The sequence below is a fragment of the Clavibacter sp. B3I6 genome, from assembly GCF_030816895.1.
In the GTDB taxonomy this organism is placed as follows: Bacteria; Actinomycetota; Actinomycetes; order Actinomycetales; family Microbacteriaceae; genus Clavibacter.
The window spans coordinates 1,690,087-1,705,928 of record NZ_JAUSYL010000001.1 but is presented as its reverse complement, the minus strand read 5'-3'; the positions used below and the strand labels follow the sequence as shown (position 1 = coordinate 1,705,928).

General features: G+C 74.7%; 16 protein-coding genes and 1 pseudogene. 10 read left to right on the top strand and 7 right to left on the bottom strand.

Features of this window, described 5'->3' with window-relative positions; all coding sequences use genetic code 11:
- Positions 1-21: 21 nt before the first annotated feature.
- Positions 22-1,068, bottom strand: coding sequence for a sigma-70 family RNA polymerase sigma factor (locus QFZ62_RS08040; RefSeq protein WP_307504009.1), 1,047 nt, complete (start codon positions 1,066-1,068; stop codon positions 22-24).
- A gap of 316 nt (positions 1,069-1,384) precedes the next feature.
- Here QFZ62_RS08040 and QFZ62_RS08035 point away from each other — a divergent pair, with 316 nt between their 5' ends.
- The 5 genes and pseudogenes from QFZ62_RS08035 to ccsB all read left to right on the top strand — a co-directional run bounded on the left by QFZ62_RS08035 (position 1,385) and on the right by ccsB (position 6,049).
- On the top strand, positions 1,385-2,029 hold the full coding sequence (locus tag QFZ62_RS08035; protein WP_307504006.1) for a histidine phosphatase family protein: 645 nt from the start codon (positions 1,385-1,387) through the stop codon (positions 2,027-2,029).
- Positions 2,029-2,641, top strand: a pseudogene (locus tag QFZ62_RS08030) (TlpA family protein disulfide reductase). Before QFZ62_RS08035 ends, QFZ62_RS08030 begins: the two are co-directional and overlap by 1 nt.
- Positions 2,642-3,382: a cytochrome c biogenesis CcdA family protein gene (locus QFZ62_RS08025; protein ID WP_307504003.1), complete on the top strand. Its 741-nt coding sequence runs from the start codon at positions 2,642-2,644 to the stop codon at positions 3,380-3,382. It abuts the pseudogene before it with no gap.
- Positions 3,366-5,024 (top strand): cytochrome c biogenesis protein ResB, encoded by a 1,659-nt coding sequence (locus QFZ62_RS08020; RefSeq protein ID WP_307503999.1) that lies wholly within the window; start codon positions 3,366-3,368, stop codon positions 5,022-5,024. Before QFZ62_RS08025 ends, QFZ62_RS08020 begins: the two co-directional genes overlap by 17 nt.
- Positions 5,021-6,049 (top strand): c-type cytochrome biogenesis protein CcsB, encoded by a 1,029-nt coding sequence (gene ccsB / locus QFZ62_RS08015; RefSeq protein WP_307503996.1) that lies wholly within the window; start codon positions 5,021-5,023, stop codon positions 6,047-6,049. The genes QFZ62_RS08020 and ccsB overlap by 4 nt, the downstream gene beginning before the upstream one ends.
- A gap of 4 nt (positions 6,050-6,053) precedes the next feature.
- Here ccsB and QFZ62_RS08010 read toward each other — a convergent pair whose 3' ends face one another.
- Positions 6,054-7,055: an o-succinylbenzoate synthase gene (locus tag QFZ62_RS08010; RefSeq protein WP_307503993.1), complete on the bottom strand. Its 1,002-nt coding sequence runs from the start codon at positions 7,053-7,055 to the stop codon at positions 6,054-6,056.
- Positions 7,056-7,127: 72 nt separating this feature from the next.
- Here QFZ62_RS08010 and QFZ62_RS08005 point away from each other — a divergent pair, with 72 nt between their 5' ends.
- Together QFZ62_RS08005 and QFZ62_RS08000 are read left to right on the top strand one after the other, a co-directional pair.
- Complete coding sequence (locus QFZ62_RS08005; RefSeq protein ID WP_307503990.1) at positions 7,128-8,039, top strand: 1,4-dihydroxy-2-naphthoyl-CoA synthase; 912 nt, start codon at positions 7,128-7,130, stop codon at positions 8,037-8,039.
- A 16-nt stretch (positions 8,040-8,055) separates the two neighbouring features.
- Positions 8,056-9,261 (top strand): AMP-binding protein, encoded by a 1,206-nt coding sequence (locus tag QFZ62_RS08000; RefSeq protein ID WP_307503988.1) that lies wholly within the window; start codon positions 8,056-8,058, stop codon positions 9,259-9,261.
- Positions 9,262-9,351: 90 nt separating this feature from the next.
- Here the strand turns inward: QFZ62_RS08000 and QFZ62_RS07995 are convergent, their stop codons facing one another.
- The gene (locus tag QFZ62_RS07995; RefSeq protein WP_307503985.1) at positions 9,352-9,525 is read right to left on the bottom strand and encodes a CsbD family protein; all 174 of its coding nucleotides are present in this window, start codon (positions 9,523-9,525) and stop codon (positions 9,352-9,354) included.
- A 135-nt stretch (positions 9,526-9,660) separates the two neighbouring features.
- On the opposite strand from QFZ62_RS07995, the gene QFZ62_RS07990 reads away from it, so the two are divergent.
- Positions 9,661-9,972 (top strand): hypothetical protein, encoded by a 312-nt coding sequence (locus QFZ62_RS07990; RefSeq protein WP_307503982.1) that lies wholly within the window; start codon positions 9,661-9,663, stop codon positions 9,970-9,972.
- On the opposite strand, the gene QFZ62_RS07985 is transcribed toward QFZ62_RS07990, so the two are convergent.
- The 4 genes from QFZ62_RS07985 to QFZ62_RS07970 are packed head-to-tail and all read right to left on the bottom strand — an operon-like array spanning position 9,962 to position 13,084.
- Positions 9,962-10,501, bottom strand: a complete 540-nt coding sequence (locus QFZ62_RS07985; protein ID WP_307503981.1) for an NUDIX domain-containing protein — start codon at positions 10,499-10,501, stop codon at positions 9,962-9,964. The two genes, QFZ62_RS07990 and QFZ62_RS07985, sit on opposite strands and share 11 nt — an antisense overlap.
- 9 nt (positions 10,502-10,510) lie before the next feature.
- Positions 10,511-11,116, bottom strand: coding sequence for a GNAT family N-acetyltransferase (locus tag QFZ62_RS07980; protein ID WP_307503978.1), 606 nt, complete (start codon positions 11,114-11,116; stop codon positions 10,511-10,513).
- Positions 11,117-11,129: 13 nt separating this feature from the next.
- Positions 11,130-11,768 carry a GNAT family N-acetyltransferase gene (locus tag QFZ62_RS07975; RefSeq protein WP_307503974.1) on the bottom strand — a complete coding sequence of 213 codons (639 nt, stop codon included), beginning with the start codon at positions 11,766-11,768 and terminating at the stop codon, positions 11,130-11,132.
- The gene (locus QFZ62_RS07970) at positions 11,765-13,084 is read right to left on the bottom strand and encodes a glutamyl-tRNA reductase (protein ID WP_307503971.1); all 1,320 of its coding nucleotides are present in this window, start codon (positions 13,082-13,084) and stop codon (positions 11,765-11,767) included. The genes QFZ62_RS07975 and QFZ62_RS07970 overlap by 4 nt, the downstream gene beginning before the upstream one ends.
- Before the next feature lie 115 nt (positions 13,085-13,199).
- Here QFZ62_RS07970 and hemE point away from each other — a divergent pair, with 115 nt between their 5' ends.
- Positions 13,200-14,321 (top strand): uroporphyrinogen decarboxylase, encoded by a 1,122-nt coding sequence (hemE, locus tag QFZ62_RS07965; RefSeq protein ID WP_307503968.1) that lies wholly within the window; start codon positions 13,200-13,202, stop codon positions 14,319-14,321.
- A complete protein-coding gene (gene hemG, locus QFZ62_RS07960; RefSeq protein WP_307503966.1) occupies positions 14,314-15,753 on the top strand; it encodes a protoporphyrinogen oxidase in 1,440 nt (479 codons plus the stop codon). Before hemE ends, hemG begins: the two co-directional genes overlap by 8 nt.
- Positions 15,754-15,842 lie beyond the last annotated feature (89 nt).

Genomic DNA, 15,842 nt, shown 5'->3' with positions numbered 1-15,842 from the left:
GCCCCTCGACGACGCGCGGGATCAGCCGCGGATGTACGTCTCCAGCTCCGGGATGCGGAGCTTCGCGAGGCACTTCTTCTCGATCTGGCGCACGCGCTCGCGCGTCACGCCGAGCTGCTGGCTCACGTAGGCGAGCGAGCGGGGCTCGAGGCCGGCGAGGCCGAAGCGCATGCGCACGACCTCGGCGTCGCGCTCGGCGAGCCCGTCGATGAGGCGCGTGACGTGCGCGGCCATGAGCTGCTGCGTCACCACGTCGATGGGCTGCGTCACGTCCGCGTCCTCGATGAGGTCCGCCATCTCCGTGTCGCCGTCGCCGCCGCTGCCGCCCACGAGGACCTGCAGCGACATGGGCTCCTGTGCACGGTCGAGCAGGTAGCGCACCTTGGTGACGGGCGTGTCCGACTCGCGGGCGATCTCCTCCATGGAGGGGTCGCGGCCCAGCTCCACCGCGAGCTCGCGCTGCACGGCGTTGATGCGGTTGATGTGCTCCACCGTGTGCACGGGGATGCGGATGGTGCGGCTCGTGTCGGCCATGCCGCGGGTGATGGACTGCTTGATCCACCAGGACGCGTAGGTCGAGAACTTGAACCCGGCCTGGTAGTCGAACTTCTCGACCGCCCGCACGAGGCCCATGTTGCCCTCCTGGATGAGGTCGAGGAACGGCAGGCCGCGGCCCGTGTAGCGCTTGGCGATGCTGACGACGAGGCGCAGGTTCGCGTTCACGAGGTGCTGCTTGGCGCGCATCCCGTCCTGGGCGAGCGTCTGGTACTCGCGGCGCTCGGCGGAGGTGAGGCCGGTGCGGGTGTCGAGCACCTCCTGGGCGAGGACGCCCACCTCGATGCGGCGGGCGACGGTCACCTCCTGCTCCGCGGTGAGCAGCGGCACGCGGCCGATCTGGCGGAGGTAGTCCTTGACGGCGTCGGTGCTGGCGCCGGGGGTGACGAGCGAGGGCTCGGGGAGGTCGGAGTCCGCGTAGGGATCGACGGGGCCGACGGCCTCGACCTGGTCGAAGGCGGCGTCGGTGCTGGTGGTGTCGGTGGCCGTGGGCCTGGTCGGTGTCATCGTCATGGTGCCCGTTCCTTCCGCGCCGTCCCGGACGGCATCGTCATGCGGGCCCCTGTCCGTTAGACGGGGGTCTCTGCGAGGTCCCGTGTGCCACGGGGCTCTCGCTGGAAGGCCGGATCACGACCTCACGCACCTAACTTAGCGTGCGATTCCTTTGGGGCCCAAACGTTCGTATACACACGTAACATCCGGTCGGTGCCGGTCCGAGTCGACCGGTCCCCACCGGTGGGCCCAATCGTATTGGGGGCTAATGATTCGCGCAGGGGGTTGCGACCGATCCTCGGCGGTTGTACATCTGCCCGCCACCTAGACTTGACGCGTGGTCGCCTCACGAATCCATCTCGTCCGCCATGGCGAGGTGCACAACCCGCACGGAGTCCTCTACGGACGCATCCCGGGATTCGGTCTCTCCGAGCTCGGCCACCGCATGGCGGACGCCGCGGCGCGAGCCCTGGAGGAGTCCGGCGCTCCTGTGAACCGGGTCATCGCGTCGCCCCTCCAGCGCGCGCAGGAGTCGGCGGCCCCGTGGGCCGAGCGCTTCGCCCTCGAGGTCGCGACCGACGAGCGGGTCATCGAGCCCACCAACCGCTTCGAGGGGTCGCGCTTCCCCTCGCCCGCGCGCCTCGCACGGACCCCGCGGCTCTGGCCGCTCGTGGTCGACCCGATCCGGCCGAGCTGGGGCGAGTCGTACCGCTCCATCGCCGCGCGCATGGCCGAGGCCGTGAAGGCCGCCCACCGCTCGGTGCCGGACGGCGACGTCGTCATCGTCAGCCACCAGCTCCCCATCTGGATGGTGCACCTCTCCCTCGGGGGCGAGCGCCTCTTCCACGACCCGCGCAAGCGCCGCTGCGCGCTGTCGAGCATCACCACGGTCGAGCGCGTGGGCGACCGCTTCGTGGAGACCGGCTACATCGACGCCGCGGCCGGCCTGTCCGACCTCGCGGTCGACCAGGGGGCGGTGTGATGCGGGGCGTCCGCCGTCCGCGCCACCTCCTCGGCGTCGCCGCCGCAGCCGCCCTGGCCGCCGTCGTGCTGACCGGCTGCGCGGAGGATCCGCTCGCCGCCCAGTACCGCAGCGGCAACAACGAGCGCTACATCGCCGGCGACGGCACGTTCACCGAGGTCCCGCTGGCCGACCGCGCCGACCCCGTCGACTTCTCGGGCACGCTCTCCGACGGCACGGAGATCTCGTCCGCCGACTACCGCGGCTCCGTCACGGTCGTCAACTTCTGGTACGCCGAGTGCCCGCCCTGCCGGCTCGAGGCGAAGGACCTGCAGGCCGCGAGCGAGGAGCACGCGCCCGACGGCGTGAGGTTCCTCGGCGTCAACACGCGCGACCAGGCGCCGAACGTCGACTCGTTCGACCCGCACGTACGGCATCACCTACCCCTCCGTCCTCGACGTCGAGGACACCTCCATGCAGCTCGCGTTCGCCGGCACCATCGCCCCCAACGCCGTGCCCGCCACCATCGTGCTCGACCGCGAGGGCCGCGTCGCGTCCCGCGTGCTCGGGCAGATCGACCCGGGCGTCCTGCGCACCCTCGTCACCGACACGGTCGCGGAGGCGGCGGGGTAGGTGGACCCGATCCAGAGCGCCCTCTCCGGCCAGCTCCTCGTCGCGGTGCCGCTGGCGCTGCTCGCGGGCCTGGTCTCGTTCGCGTCGCCCTGCGTCCTGCCGCTCGTGCCCGGGTACCTCGGGTACATCGGCGGCATGGCCGAGGCGAAGGGCGGATCCGCGACGCGTCGCCGCCTGCTCCTCGGCACCGCGCTCTTCGTGCTCGGCTTCTCGGCCGTCTTCATCGTCACCACGCTCGTCTCCGCCACCGCCGGCTTCTGGCTGATGCGCTGGCAGGACGTCATCACGCGCGTCCTCGGCGTGGTCCTCATCGTCATGGGGCTCGTCTTCACGGGTCGGCTCGGGTTCCTGCAGCGCCAGGTGAAGAGCTCGTGGCGGCCGGCGACCGGGCTCGCGGGCGCGCCGCTCCTCGGCGTCGTGTTCGGCATCGGCTGGGCGCCGTGCATCGGCCCGACCCTCGCGGTCGTCATCTCCATGAGCCTCACGTCCGCGGACGCCGGCCGCGGCGTTCTCCTCGGGGCGGCCTACTGCGTGGGGCTCGGCGTGCCCTTCCTCCTCGTGGCCCTCGGCCTCGGCTGGATGACGCGCACCGTCGGGTTCCTCCGCCGCCACATCCGCACCGTCAACCTCATCGGGGGAGCCCTGCTCATCCTCACCGGCCTGCTCATGGTGTCCGGCCTCTGGTCGGCGTGGATGCTCCAGCTCCAGGGGGTGATCGCCTCGTATGTCCCGGCCATCTGACCACGTCGACGCGCCGCGGCCGGCTCCGCGGCCGACCTCGGAGGGCGGCGCGCCCATCGCGCAGCCGAAGCTCGGCCTCGTGGGGACCCTGCGCTGGTTCTGGCGGCAGCTGACGAGCATGCGCACGGCGCTGTTCCTCCTGCTGCTGCTCGCGTTCGCCGCGATCCCCGGGTCGCTCGTGCCGCAGCGCAGCTCGGACCCGAACGGCGTCACGCAGTTCCGCGCCGACAACCCGGACCTCTATCCCGTCCTCGACGGGCTGCAGGTGTTCGACACGTACAGCTCGGTCTGGTTCTCCTCCATCTACCTGCTGCTGTTCATCAGCCTCATCGGCTGCGTCGTGCCGCGCGCCAAGCACCACCTCGACGCCCTGCGCCAGGCACCGCCCAAGACTCCCGCGCGGCTCTCACGCCTCGCCGGGTACACGACCCGCACGACGACCGCCGATCCCGTCGACGCCGTCCGCCAGGCCCGCGCCCTCCTCAGGCGGCAGCGCTACCGCACGGTCCTCGTCGACGACGCGTCGGCCGCGGGCGGCGTGCTCTCCGTCTCCGCCGAGCGCGGGTACCTGCGCGAGACCGGCAACCTCGTCTTCCACTCGGCGCTCGTCGGGATCCTCGTCACGGTCGGCATCGGCGGCGGCTTCGGCTACTCCGGGCAGAAGGTGCTCGTCGAGGGCCAGTCCTTCGTGAACACGCTGTCCACGTTCGACTCGTTCAACCCCGGCCGGTTCTTCGACGACTCCGCGCTCACGCCGTACCGCGTCAAGCTCGACGCCCTGCACGTCGAGTACGAGCAGGAGAACCCGAACGCCATCGGGCAGCCGCTCGACTTCACGGCCGACGTGACGGCCGACGTCCCGGGCGGCACGCCCCAGGAGCGCGAGGTGAAGGTCAACGAGCCCCTCGCCATCGGCGGCACGGACATGTACCTGCTCGGCAACGGGTACGCACCGCACGTGACGGTGCGCGACCCCGACGGGAACAGCGTCTACAGCGCGGACGTGCCGTTCCTCCCGCAGGACACCAAGCTCACCTCGCTCGGCGTCGTCAAGGTGCCGGACGGCCTGCGCGAGCAGGTCGGCATGCTGGGCTTCTTCTACCCGACGCAGGGCGCGGAGAAGGCGCCGTTCTTCTCCTCCTACCCCGACCTCGACAACCCGCTGCTGACGCTCAACGTCTACACGGGCGACCTCGGGATCGACGGCGGCGTGCCCACGTCCGTCTACACCCTCGCCACGGGCGACCTCACGCAGCTGACCGGCGGGAAGACGGGCGTCGCGTCCATCCAGCTGGCGCCCGGCCAGACCGCGGACCTCCCCGACGGGCTCGGCACCGTGAGCCTCGACGCCGTGCCGCGCTTCGTCTCGTTCGACGTGCACCACGACCCCACGCAGGGCTGGGTCCTGCTGTTCGCGATCCTGGTGCTCGGCGGCCTGCTCACGTCCCTGTTCGTGCCGCGCCGCCGCATCTGGGTCAAGGCCGTGCCGCAGGCGGACGGATCCACCACCCTCGAGTACGCGGGCCTGGCCCGCGGCGAGGACCCCACGCTGGAGGCCGCCGTCGCGGCCCTGGCGGACACGCACCTGGCGGGTCTCGCGCCCGTCCCGGTGTCAGACGCAGGAGTTAGGCTCCCCTCGTGAACACGGCCATGCTCGACGACGTCTCCCTCATCGCGCTCCTCGTCGCGATGGGGCTCTACGCGGCCGCGTTCATCGCGTTCGCCCTCGACCTCGCCCGCCGCTCGGCGCTCGTGGCCGACGCCGCCACCGCCGCCGCGCGCCAGCCCTCGGCCGTCGGCGCCACCGCCGCCCGGCGCGGCGCGGGCACCACCACCATCGAGCGCGAGCCCGCCGCATCCGGCCGCGACCGCGTCGCCGCCGGGCCGGACGCCCCCGTCGCCGCCGGCCGCTCCCTCAGCCTCAACGTCGCCATGGTGCTGCTCGTCCTCGGGTTCGCCGTGCACGCCGTGTCCACCGTCCTGCGCGGCCTCGCCGCGTCGCGGGTGCCGTGGGCGAACATGTACGAGTTCGCCATGACGGGCACGCTGCTCATCCTGAGCGTCTACCTCATCGTCCTCACGCGCCGCGACCTGCGCTTCCTCGGCACGTTCGTCACGGGGCTCGTGCTCATCCTGCTGGGCGTCGCCGTGGTGCAGTACCGCGTCGAGGTGGCTCCGCTGCCGCCGTCGCTGCAGTCGTACTGGCTCGTCATCCACGTCTTCGTCGCGGCGCTCGGCACGGGCTTCTTCGCCCTGGCCTTCGCGCTCTCCGGCGTGCAGCTGCTGCAGTTCCGGCGCGAGTCGCTCGCGGCCGACGCGAAGGCCGTGCGGATGCGCTTCCTCGCGACGCTGCCCGACTCCGTCACGCTCGAGTCGATGGCGTACCGCCTCAACATCGTGGGCTTCATCTTCTGGACCTTCACGCTCATGGCCGGCGCCATCTGGGCCGAGCGCGCGTGGGGCCGCTACTGGGGCTGGGACACCAAGGAGGTCTGGACCTTCATCATCTGGGTGCTGTACGCCGGGTACATCCACGCGCGGGCCACGCGCGGCTGGCGCGGATCGCGCTCGGCGTGGCTGGCCATCATCGGGTTCTCCGCCGTCATGTTCAACTTCGGCGTCGTCAACGTGTTCTTCAAGGGCCTGCACACCTACAGCGGGCTGTAGCCGCTCACGGCCGCTCGTGCTCCCAGCCGCGGGCGAGCACGGCGTGCGTGCGGCGGATCCGGTCGAGCCACCAGGCCCGGCGATCCGCGTCCACGGCATGCGCGTCCAGGAGGCGCGGATCCGGCGTCACGCGGCGCACGGGGATCCGGCCGTCGACCGGCACGAGCGGCTCCGTCGTCACGTCCTCGACGAAGAGCGAGACCGTGCCGAGGCCGCAGTCGTGCGGCAGCTCCGGGATCGCGGCCGCGAGGTGCGCGGCCATCGCGATCCCCACGCTCGTGTCGAGGGCGCTGGAGACGACGACGGGCAGGCCCGCGTCCTGCGTGATGCGGAGCGCGCGGTGGATCCCGCGGAGCGGCTGCGCCTTGATCACGAGCAGGTCGGCGGCGCCGGCACGCGCGACCCGCAGCGGGTCCTCCGCCTTCCGCACGCTCTCGTCGGCGGCGATCGGCACGCCGAGATGGCGGATCCGCTCCCGCAGCTCGGCGAGCTCCTCCACCGTCGCGCACGGCTGCTCCACGTACTCGAGGTCGTGCGCGGCGAGGGCGTGGATCGCGTGCTCCGCCTCGTCCACGTTCCAGGCGGCGTTCGCGTCGATCCGCACGCGGCCCTCGGGCCCGAGCAGCCGGCGGACCTCGGCGACGCGCGCCACGTCGTCGGCGAGCACCGTGCCGCGCTCGGCGACCTTGACCTTGGCGGTGCGGCAGCCGGGGAAGCGCGCCAGGATCTCCGCGACCCGCGCGGGCTCGACGGCGGGGATGGTCGCGTTCACGAGCACGTGGTCGCGCAGCGGCGCGGGCGGCGGCGTCCAGCCGAAGTCGATCGCGGCCTCGAGCCACGCGGCCGATTCGGCGTCGTCGTACTCGACGAACGGCGAGAACTCCGTCCAGCCGAGCGGCCCCTCGAGGAGGACGGCCTCGCGCACGTCGAGGCCGCGGAAGCGCGTGCGGAGCGGGAGGGCGACGACGCGGGCGGTGGCGAGGAGGTCGTCCAGGGCGGGGATCATGGCTCCAGCCTCGCACCCGCGGCGGCGGACCGCCCCGCGGCCGGCCCTCCACCCGCCGCCTAGGCTGGGCGCATGGTGAAGCAGGTCTCCGACATCCACGATCCCACCCGCTGGCGCGACGTGCCCCTCGCGGAGGGCTTCACCGACATCACGTACCACCACGACCTCGCGGGACGCGTCGCCCGCATCGCGTTCGACCGGCCCGAGGTGCGCAACGCCTTCCGGCCCCGCACCGTCGACGAGCTGTACCAGGCGCTCGACGACGCCCGCCAGGACCCGCGCATCGGCGTCGTGCTGCTCACGGGCAACGGCCCGAGCCCGAAGGACGGCGGCTGGGCGTTCTGCAGCGGCGGCGACCAGCGGATCCGCGGGCGCGACGGCTACAAGTACGGCGAGGGCGAGACCGCGGAGGGCGTCGACCCGGCGCGCGCGGGCCGCCTGCACATCCTCGAGGTCCAGCGCCTCATCCGCTTCATGCCGAAGGTCGTCATCGCGGTCGTCCCCGGCTGGGCCGCGGGCGGCGGGCACTCGCTGCACGTGGTGTGCGACCTCACGATCGCGTCGGCCGAGCACGGCCGCTTCAAGCAGACGGACGCCGACGTCGGGTCGTTCGACGGCGGGTACGGATCCGCGTACTTCGCCCGCCAGGTGGGGCAGAAGGCCGCGCGCGAGGTGTTCTTCCTCGCCGAGGAGCACAGCGCGCAGCGCATGTACGAGATGGGCGCCGTGAACCGGGTCGTGCCGCACGCGGAGCTCGAGTCCACCGCGCTCGACTGGGCCGAGACGATCCTCGGGAAGTCGCCCACGGCGATCCGCATGCTCAAGTACGCCTTCAACGCGGTGGACGACGGCATGGTCGGCCAGCAGATCTTCGCGGGCGAGGCCACGCGCCTCGCCTACGGGACGGACGAGGCCGTCGAGGGGCGCGACTCCTTCCTCGAGAAGCGCGCGCCCGACTGGTCGCCGTTCCCATGGCAGTTCTGATCCGGGCCGTCCGCGCGTGAGGAGGCTCGAGCGGCTGACCGCGAGCGGCGCCGACGTCGTGCCGCTCCTCCGCGCCGCGCTCGCGGGCGACGGCCCGGCGCTGCTCGCCCGGCCGGTCGACGCGCCCCATGGCGACGGCCCGCCGCCGCCGGCCGAGGTGGAGCGCCGGGTCGCCCTGGTCGTGGAGACGTCCGGCACGACCCGGCGGCCCAAGCGCGTGGCCCTGTCGGCGGACGCGCTGCTGGCGAGCGCCGCCGCGTCGCAGACGGCGCTCGGGGCGCCGGGGCAGTGGATGCTAGCGCTGCCGACCCACTACATCGCCGGCCTGCAGGTGCTGGTGCGGTCCATCGCGGCGGGCACGGCGCCGGCGGTCCTCGCGCCCGGCAGCTTCGACCCGCGCGCCTTCGCGGAGCTCGCGGCGACGCTCGACGCGCGCGTGGCGTCGTACACGTCGCTGGTGCCGACGCAGCTGCACCGGCTGGTCGAGGCGGCCGAGGGCGTCGGCGGCCTCGACGGGACGACGGCCGGTGACGCCGATGCGCGCCGCGTCCGCGACGCCGTACGGCGGCTCGACGCGATCCTCGTCGGCGGCCAGGCGACCCCGCCGCACCTGGTCGGCCGCGCGGCCGCGCTGGGGTGGCGCGTGGTGCGCACCTACGGATCCAGCGAGACCGCGGGCGGCTGCGTCTACGACGGCGTGCCCGTGTCGACGGCCGAGGTCGCGGTCGTCGAGGGCCAGGTCGAGCTGGCCGGGCCCATGCTCGCGGAGGGCTACCTCGGCGATCCCGCCGCGACCGACGCCGTGTTCGGCGAGCACGACGGGCGCCGCTGGTACCGCACCGGGGACGGCGGCGAGCTGGCCGACGGCGTGCTGCGCGTCACCGGGCGGCTCGACGACGTGGTCATCTCGGGCGGGGAGAAGCTCCGGCTGGCCGCCGTCGAGGAGGCCGTGCGCTCCCTCGCCGCCTGGCACGGCGCCCTCGGCGAGGCCGTCGTCGTGCCGGGCGAGAACGCGGGCTGGGGGCAGCGGCCGGTCGTGTTCGCGCCCGGATCCGTCGACCCGGCGCTGGGGGAGCGCGTGCGGCAGGAGCTCGCGGCGCGCCTCGGCCGGGTCGCCGGATCCGCGGCCGTGCGCGGCATCGCGGTCATGCCGACGCTGCCGTCCGGCAAGCCCGACCGGCGTGCGCTGCGGGCGCGGGCCGACGCGGATCCGGGCGCCTGACCCGCGTCGCACCGCCCCCGGACATGACGAGGGGCCGGATGCTCCGCACCCGGCCCCTCGCCTCTCAGGAGGGACGTCCCTCCGGAAGTCCTACTTCTTGAAGACGTCCTTCACGTTCTCGCCGGCCTGCTTGGCGCTTGCCCCGGACTGCTTCGCTTCGCCGTGGGCGACCTTGCTGTCGTCGCCCGTCAGCTTCCCGAAGGCCTCCTCGGCCTTCCCCGCGAGCTTCTCGCCGGTGTTCTGGGCCTTGTCGTCTGCACTCATGCATCACTCCTTCGTTCGGTGGATGGGACATCTTCGACGGTACGCCCGCTCGCGCCCGGCGTCACCCCGCTCCCACCGGACGCACGGGCTCGGGCCGTCCGCGGGCCGCCGCGCGGTGCGTGGGAGGATGGGCGCATGGCCACCCGCACCCCCGACGCCCGCGCGAAGGGCCTCCTGTCCTGGCTCATCCTCGCGGTCGCCGTCGTCATGGCCGCGATCACCGTCGCGATCCTCGTGGCCGCCGTGCGGGTCGACGGGGTGGGCGAGGTGACCGGCACGCTCGTGGCGGGCGGCATCGCGACCCTGGCGGCGGTCGGCGCCTTCGTCGACCAGCGGCGGAAGGTGCGCGCGACCCGCGCGGCCGAGCTCGCGGCCGGATCCCCGGCCCTCGCCGAGGCGGACGCCGCGGACGCCGCCGCCCCCGGGGACGACGCCGTCAGTCGATGAGCCGGAGCGCCACGAGGCGCTCCAGCGCCGCCCGGCCGGCGGGCGGGCAGCGGTCCGCGTCCGCGGATCCCACGAGCTCCACCTCGGCGACCTCGCCCGACGCCATGGGCTCCTGCCGGGTGCCCGCGCGCGGCTCCGCGCGGTAGACCGTCATGCTCACGAGGCGCCCCGCGTGCGCGCCGTGCGCGTCCTCGAGGACGGTGAAGAGGTCCTCGATGCTGGCCGGGTCGATGTCGAGCCCGACCTCCTCCGACGCCTCCCGCACGAGGGCCTGCCGCGCGCCCTCGCCCGGCTCGATCTTCCCGCCGGGCAGGTAGAGGACGTCCTGCCCCTCGACGCGCACCATCAGCACGCGCCGGTCGCGAACGAGGGCGAGCGCGGCCACGCGGAGGGGCCGCTCGTCGGCGGTGCGGCGAGGGGCGGCGGCGAGGCCGCGATCCGCCTCGTCCCGCTCGTCGAGGTCGTCGTCGTCGTCATCGTCGAGGACGGGGACGACCGGTCGTCCGGCGGGGTCGGGGGTCGATGTCACGCGGTCCTCCTACAGTCCGTCGAGGCTCGTGCGAGCCGCCCACTCCACGTCGAGCAGCGCCACGACCACGGTATCGGCCCATGCGCCGCGCACCCACCGGTCGTGGACGAGGAGCCCCTCGCGCCGCATGCCGAGGCGCGCGGCGAAGGCGAGCGCGGGCGCGTCCGCGGCGTCGATCCGGCACGCGACGCGGTGCACGCCCGCCTCGTCGAAGGCGAGCGCGAGGATCCGGTCGGCCGCCTCCGCCCCGAGGCCCGCGCCGCGCGCGTCCGGGTGCAGGACGACGCCGAGCTCCGCCTGCCGGGCGCCGGGGTCGCGGAGCAGCAGGTGCACCTCGCCGACGACGCGCGCCGGCCGGGGGCCCTGCGCCGGCAGCTCGACGGCGAGCGCGAGCCGGTCGCCGACCGCGGCCAGCCGGGTCCAGCCGAGGCGGTCGGCCAGCATGTGGGCGGGGTCGGACGCGGATCCGGCGAGGTGCGGCCGCGCGCCGGGAGCCGCCGCGTAGGCGTCGAGGGCGACCACGTCGTCGGGCGTGAAGGGGCGCAGCACCAGCCGCGCGGTGCGCACGGGACCTCGCACCTCGACCGGGTCGAGCGCGGGCAGGTCGCCGTCCATGGCGATCCCCGGGTCAGGTCGTCGTGGGCGGCATCGCCGCCCACTCGTCGGCCAGCACGGCGTAGTAGAGGCTGTCGACCCACTCGCCCTTCACGAGGTGCTCCTCGCGGAAGAGCCCCTCGCGGCGCATGCCGAGGCGCTCGGCCATGCGCGCGGACGAGGCGTTGCGGGCATCGAGCTGCGCCAGGACGCGGTGCGCGCCCGCGCGCCGGAAGGCGATGTCGAGCATGGCGCGGCTGGCCTCGGTGGCGTAGCCCCGGCCCGCGAAGTCCGGGTTCATGACCCAGCCGACCTCGAGCTGGCGCGAGGGCGCGTTCCGCAGGAGGAGGGAGACGTCGCCGACGACGCGGCCGGATCCGGGGCGCGGGTTGAGGCTCGGCTCGTCCGGCAGCTCGACGGCGAGCCCGAGGAAGTCGTGGCTCTGCTCGAGGCGGGTCTGCCGGCGGCGGGCGGCCAGGTGGCGCTTGGACGCCTCGCGGTCGCGGAGCGGCCAGAACATGTACTCGACCACCTCGGGGCGGCGCTGGATGTCGGCGTAGTCGTCGAGGTCGTCGGCCGTGTAGGGGCGGATCACCAGGCGCTCGGTGCGCACCGGCTCGGTCATCCTGAGCGGCGCGTCGAGGCGCGGGCCGCGGAGGATGCGGGGCCTCACGACGCCGAGCCCGCCTCGGCCGTGCGCGGCAGGGCGACGACGACGGGGGAGGAGACCGCGGCGGGCAGCTCCACGTCGAGGCCGAAGAGCGCCTGCACGGCGTCGACCACGCGGGCGCCCTCGCCCTGGCGGGCGAGCTCGCGGGCGCGGACGGAGGGCTGGTGCACGAGGACGCTCACGAGGTGGCGGAGCGCCTTCTCGGTGGCCTCGGAGGAGTCCCCGCGCGCCCGGACCCGCTCCAGCTCGCCCTCGAGGACGTCGAAGATGTGGGTGCGCAGCGCGACGACCGCGGGGGCGACGGCGTCCTCGGCGCTGGCGGCGCGGAACTCGGCGGCGGCGGTGCTGACGATCTCGCGCGCGTCCTCGGTGGCGGTCAGGTCGCGGAGTGGGGCGTGCAGGCTGATGGTCTCGAGGTCGAGGAGCTCGACGCCCGGCACGGTGACGACGTCGGGATCCACGTTGCGGGGGAGGCCGAGGTCGATGACGAGCCGGCGCCGCCCGTCCCCGGAGACCGCGGCCGCGCCCTGCATGTGGTGCGCGGCGAGGACGGCCGCGGGGGCGGTGCTGCAGGTGACGACCACGTCGGACGCGGCGAGCGCGCGCAGGAGGTCGCGGCCCTCGACCGCGGGGATCCCGTGCGGGCCGGCGAACTTCGCGGCGCGGCCCGAGGGGGAGTAGACGTGCACGTCGACGACGCCGCGGTCGCGGAGGGCGGCGAGGCTCGCGCCCGCGTAGGCGCCCGTGCCGACGAGGAGGACGCGCGTGGCGGCCCAGTCCGCGATGCGGCTCTCGGCGAGGTCGAGCGCGAGACGGACCATGGACCGTCCGGCGCTCTGCAGGCCCGTGCGGGTCTTGACGCCGCGGGACGTGTTCGACGCGGTCTGGAAGAGGCGCTCGAGGCCCGTGCTGGTGGTGCCGCCCGTGCGCGCACCCTCCAGGGCCCGGCGCACCTGGCCGGCGATCTCGCCCTCGCCGACGACGACGGACTCGAGCCCGGAGGAGACGGCGAAGAGGTGCTCGGCGACCGCGTCGCCGCACTTGACGTCGACGCTGCCGCGGACGGCGTCGCGGTCGATGCCGCTCGCACCGCTCACCACGTCGACCGTGGCCTCGACGGCGAGCGCGCGGGCCGCGGTGAGGGGCTCCTCCACGTCGAGGTACGCCTCGAAGCGGTTGCAGGTGGCGAGGACGACGGCCCCCGCGATGAAGTCGTTCTGCTCCATGAGCGTGCCGGCGACGGAGGGTGCGGCCACGGACAGCTTCTCGAGGACCTCGAAGCTGGCGTTGTGATGACTCGCCGTCAGACATATGAGCACACCCCATGGTAAACCTCCCCACCCCGTGCTCGGGGCCGGTGAGGGCACCCTGACTACGTCCGTCGGGGCCGCCCGCGCCTCCCCCGTCGGGGCGGGTGCGCAGGCGCGGGATGCGATGATCTTCCCCGTGATCACGCCCACCTCCGCCTCCGCGCCCGCGTCCGCCGCCGTCCCCCTCCCCGCGGAGCACCCGCTCAACACCCGCACCGCGTCCTCGCTCCTCGTCGAGGCGTACCGCGGCCACCGCGGCGAGCGCGCGCCCGTGTGGTTCATGCGCCAGGCCGGCCGGTCGCTGCCGGAGTACCGCGAGCTGCGCGTCGGCACCCGCATGCTCGACGCGTGCCTCGACCCGGAGATGGCCAGCGAGATCACGCTGCAGCCCGTGCGCCGCCACCACGTGGACGCGGGCATCTTCTTCAGCGACATCGTCATCCCCCTGAAGCTCGCGGGCGTCGGCGTCGACATCGTCGCGGGCCGCGGTCCGGTGCTGGAGCAGCCCGTGCGCACGGCGGCCGACGTCGCCGCGCTGCCGTCGCTCGACCCCGCCGCGCTGGAGCCCATCCGCCAGGCCGTCGCGCGCACCGTCGCCGAGCTCGGCGACACCCCGCTCATCGGCTTCGCCGGCGCCCCGTTCACGCTCGCCGCGTACCTCGTGGAGGGCGGTCCGAGCAAGGACCACATCGCGGCCCGCGGCCTCATGCACGCGGATCCGGACGCCTGGGACGCCCTCATGCGCTGGTGCGCCGAGATCACCGGCGTCTTCCTGCACGCGCAGGTCATGGCGGGCGCCTCCGCGGCCCAGCTCTTCGACTCGTGGGCCGGCGGCCTCTCGCTCGCCGACTACACCGAGCGCGTCGCCCCGGCGTCCGCGCTGGCGCTCGACCACGTGCGCACCGTCACCGCGGCCGACGGCCGCACCGTCCCGCTCGTGCACTTCGGCGTCGGGACCGGCGAGCTCCTCGGCGCCATGCGCGACGTGGGCGTCGACACGGTGGGCGTCGACTGGCGGATCCCCCTCGACGAGGCGTCGCGCCGCCTCGGCGGGTCGGTGCCCGTGCAGGGCAACGTCGACCCGGCCCTGCTCGCGGCCCCCTGGCCGATCCTCGAGGCGCACGTCCGCGACGTCCTCGAGCGCGGGAAGGCGGCACCCGCGCACGTCCTCAACCTCGGCCACGGCGTGCCGCCGGAGACGGACCCGACCGTGCTCACCCGCATCGTGGACCTCGTCCGTGAGTAGCGATCCCCGACAGGCGGCCGGCGAGGTCGACCCGACCGACGTCGTGGTCGTCGGCGGCGGCGTGGGCGGGCTCATCGCGGCCCGCGCCTGCGCGCTGGCCGGCGAGCGCGTGATCCTCGTGGAGGCGTCGGCCGCGCTCGGCGGCACCGTCGGATCCCACGTGGTCGACGGCCTCCGCCTCGACAGCGGGGCCGAGAGCTTCGCCACGCGCCGCGGCACGGTCGCTGCCTACCTCGCGGAGCTGGGCCTCGCGGACCGCATCGTGCAGCCGAACCCCGAGGGCGCGTGGGTGCAGCTCGCCGAGCGCGCCATCCAGCTGCCGCGCACGGGCCTGCTCGGGATCCCCGCGCACCCGTTCGACCCCACCATCGCCACCGCCATCGGCCGCGCCGGGGTCGCCCGCGCCAAGGCCGACCTCCTGCTCCCGGCCGCGGTGGGCGCCCGGGAGCGCACGCTGGGCAGCCTGGTGCGCGCCCGCATGGGCGACCGCGTCGTCGACCGGCTCGTCGCCCCCATCGTCTCCGGCGTGCACAGCGCGCACCCCGACGAGGTCGACGCCGACGCGGTCGCGCCCGGCCTCCGCCAGGGCCTCGCGGAGCACGGCTCCCTCGGCCGCGCCGTCGCGTCGATGCGCGCCGCCTCTCCCGCCGGATCCGCCGTGAGCGGCATCGTCGGCGGCGTCCACCTCCTGGTCGACGCGCTCGTCGCCGACCTGGAGCGGCTCGGCGTGGACGTCCGGACCTCGCTCGCCGTCGCGTCCGTGCACCGGCACCGCTCGCACGCGGGCGCCGCCGCCTCCGACGACTGGCACGTCGACCTCGCCGACGGCCGCGGCATCGACGCCCGGCGCGTCGTCCTCGCGATCCCCGCCGGCGGCCTCCTCCGCCTCTTCACCGGCCTCGCCCCGAGCCGGGTCACGGAGGGCTGGCCCGCGCCGTCGTCCGTGGAGCTGGTCACGCTGGTCGTCCGCGCGCCCGAGCTCGACGCGGCTCCGCGCGGCACGGGCGTGCTCGTCGCGGCCGACGCCCCGGGGATCCGCGCCAAGGCCCTCACGCACGCCACCGCCAAGTGGCCGTGGCTGAAGGACCTCGCGGGCGACCGCCACGTGCTCCGCCTCTCCTACGGGCGCGCGGGCGGCGACGACGACACGGCGGGCGTGCCGGACGACGAGCTCACGGCCGTCGCCGTCCGCGACGCGTCCGCGCTCCTGGGCGTCGACCTCGCGGGCCGCGTCACCGGATCCGCCCGCGTGCGCTGGACCAACGCCCTCCCGTTCGCGGCCTCGGGGCACCGCGAGCGCGTGCAGGCGGTGCGCGACGAGGCCGCCGAGCACCCCGGGCTCGAGATCACCGGATCCGCCGTCGCGGGCACCGGGCTCGCCTCCGTCGTGGCCGACGCGCTGGCCGCCGCCGGCCGCGTGCTCGCCTCCTGATGCGGGCCGATACCGCCCCCTGGCCGGGCACTGTCCGCCCCGCCGCCCCCGACCACGGCGACCTGCCGGAGGGATACGCTGGACGGACG

Excerpts from the sequence above, each read along its gene's own strand:
- QFZ62_RS08040 (WP_307504009.1), bottom strand. The coding sequence starts at position 1,068 with ATGACGATGACACCGACCAGGCCCACGGCCACCGACACCACCAGCACC.
- QFZ62_RS08020 (WP_307503999.1), top strand. The coding sequence starts at position 3,366 with ATGTCCCGGCCATCTGACCACGTCGACGCGCCGCGGCCGGCTCCGCGG.
- QFZ62_RS08010 (WP_307503993.1), bottom strand. The coding sequence starts at position 7,055 with ATGATCCCCGCCCTGGACGACCTCCTCGCCACCGCCCGCGTCGTCGCC.
- QFZ62_RS08005 (WP_307503990.1), top strand. The coding sequence starts at position 7,128 with ATGGTGAAGCAGGTCTCCGACATCCACGATCCCACCCGCTGGCGCGAC.
- QFZ62_RS07995 (WP_307503985.1), bottom strand. The coding sequence starts at position 9,525 with ATGAGTGCAGACGACAAGGCCCAGAACACCGGCGAGAAGCTCGCGGGG.
- QFZ62_RS07990 (WP_307503982.1), top strand. The coding sequence starts at position 9,661 with ATGGCCACCCGCACCCCCGACGCCCGCGCGAAGGGCCTCCTGTCCTGG.
- QFZ62_RS07980 (WP_307503978.1), bottom strand. The coding sequence starts at position 11,116 with ATGGACGGCGACCTGCCCGCGCTCGACCCGGTCGAGGTGCGAGGTCCC.
- hemE (WP_307503968.1), top strand. The coding sequence starts at position 13,200 with ATGATCTTCCCCGTGATCACGCCCACCTCCGCCTCCGCGCCCGCGTCC.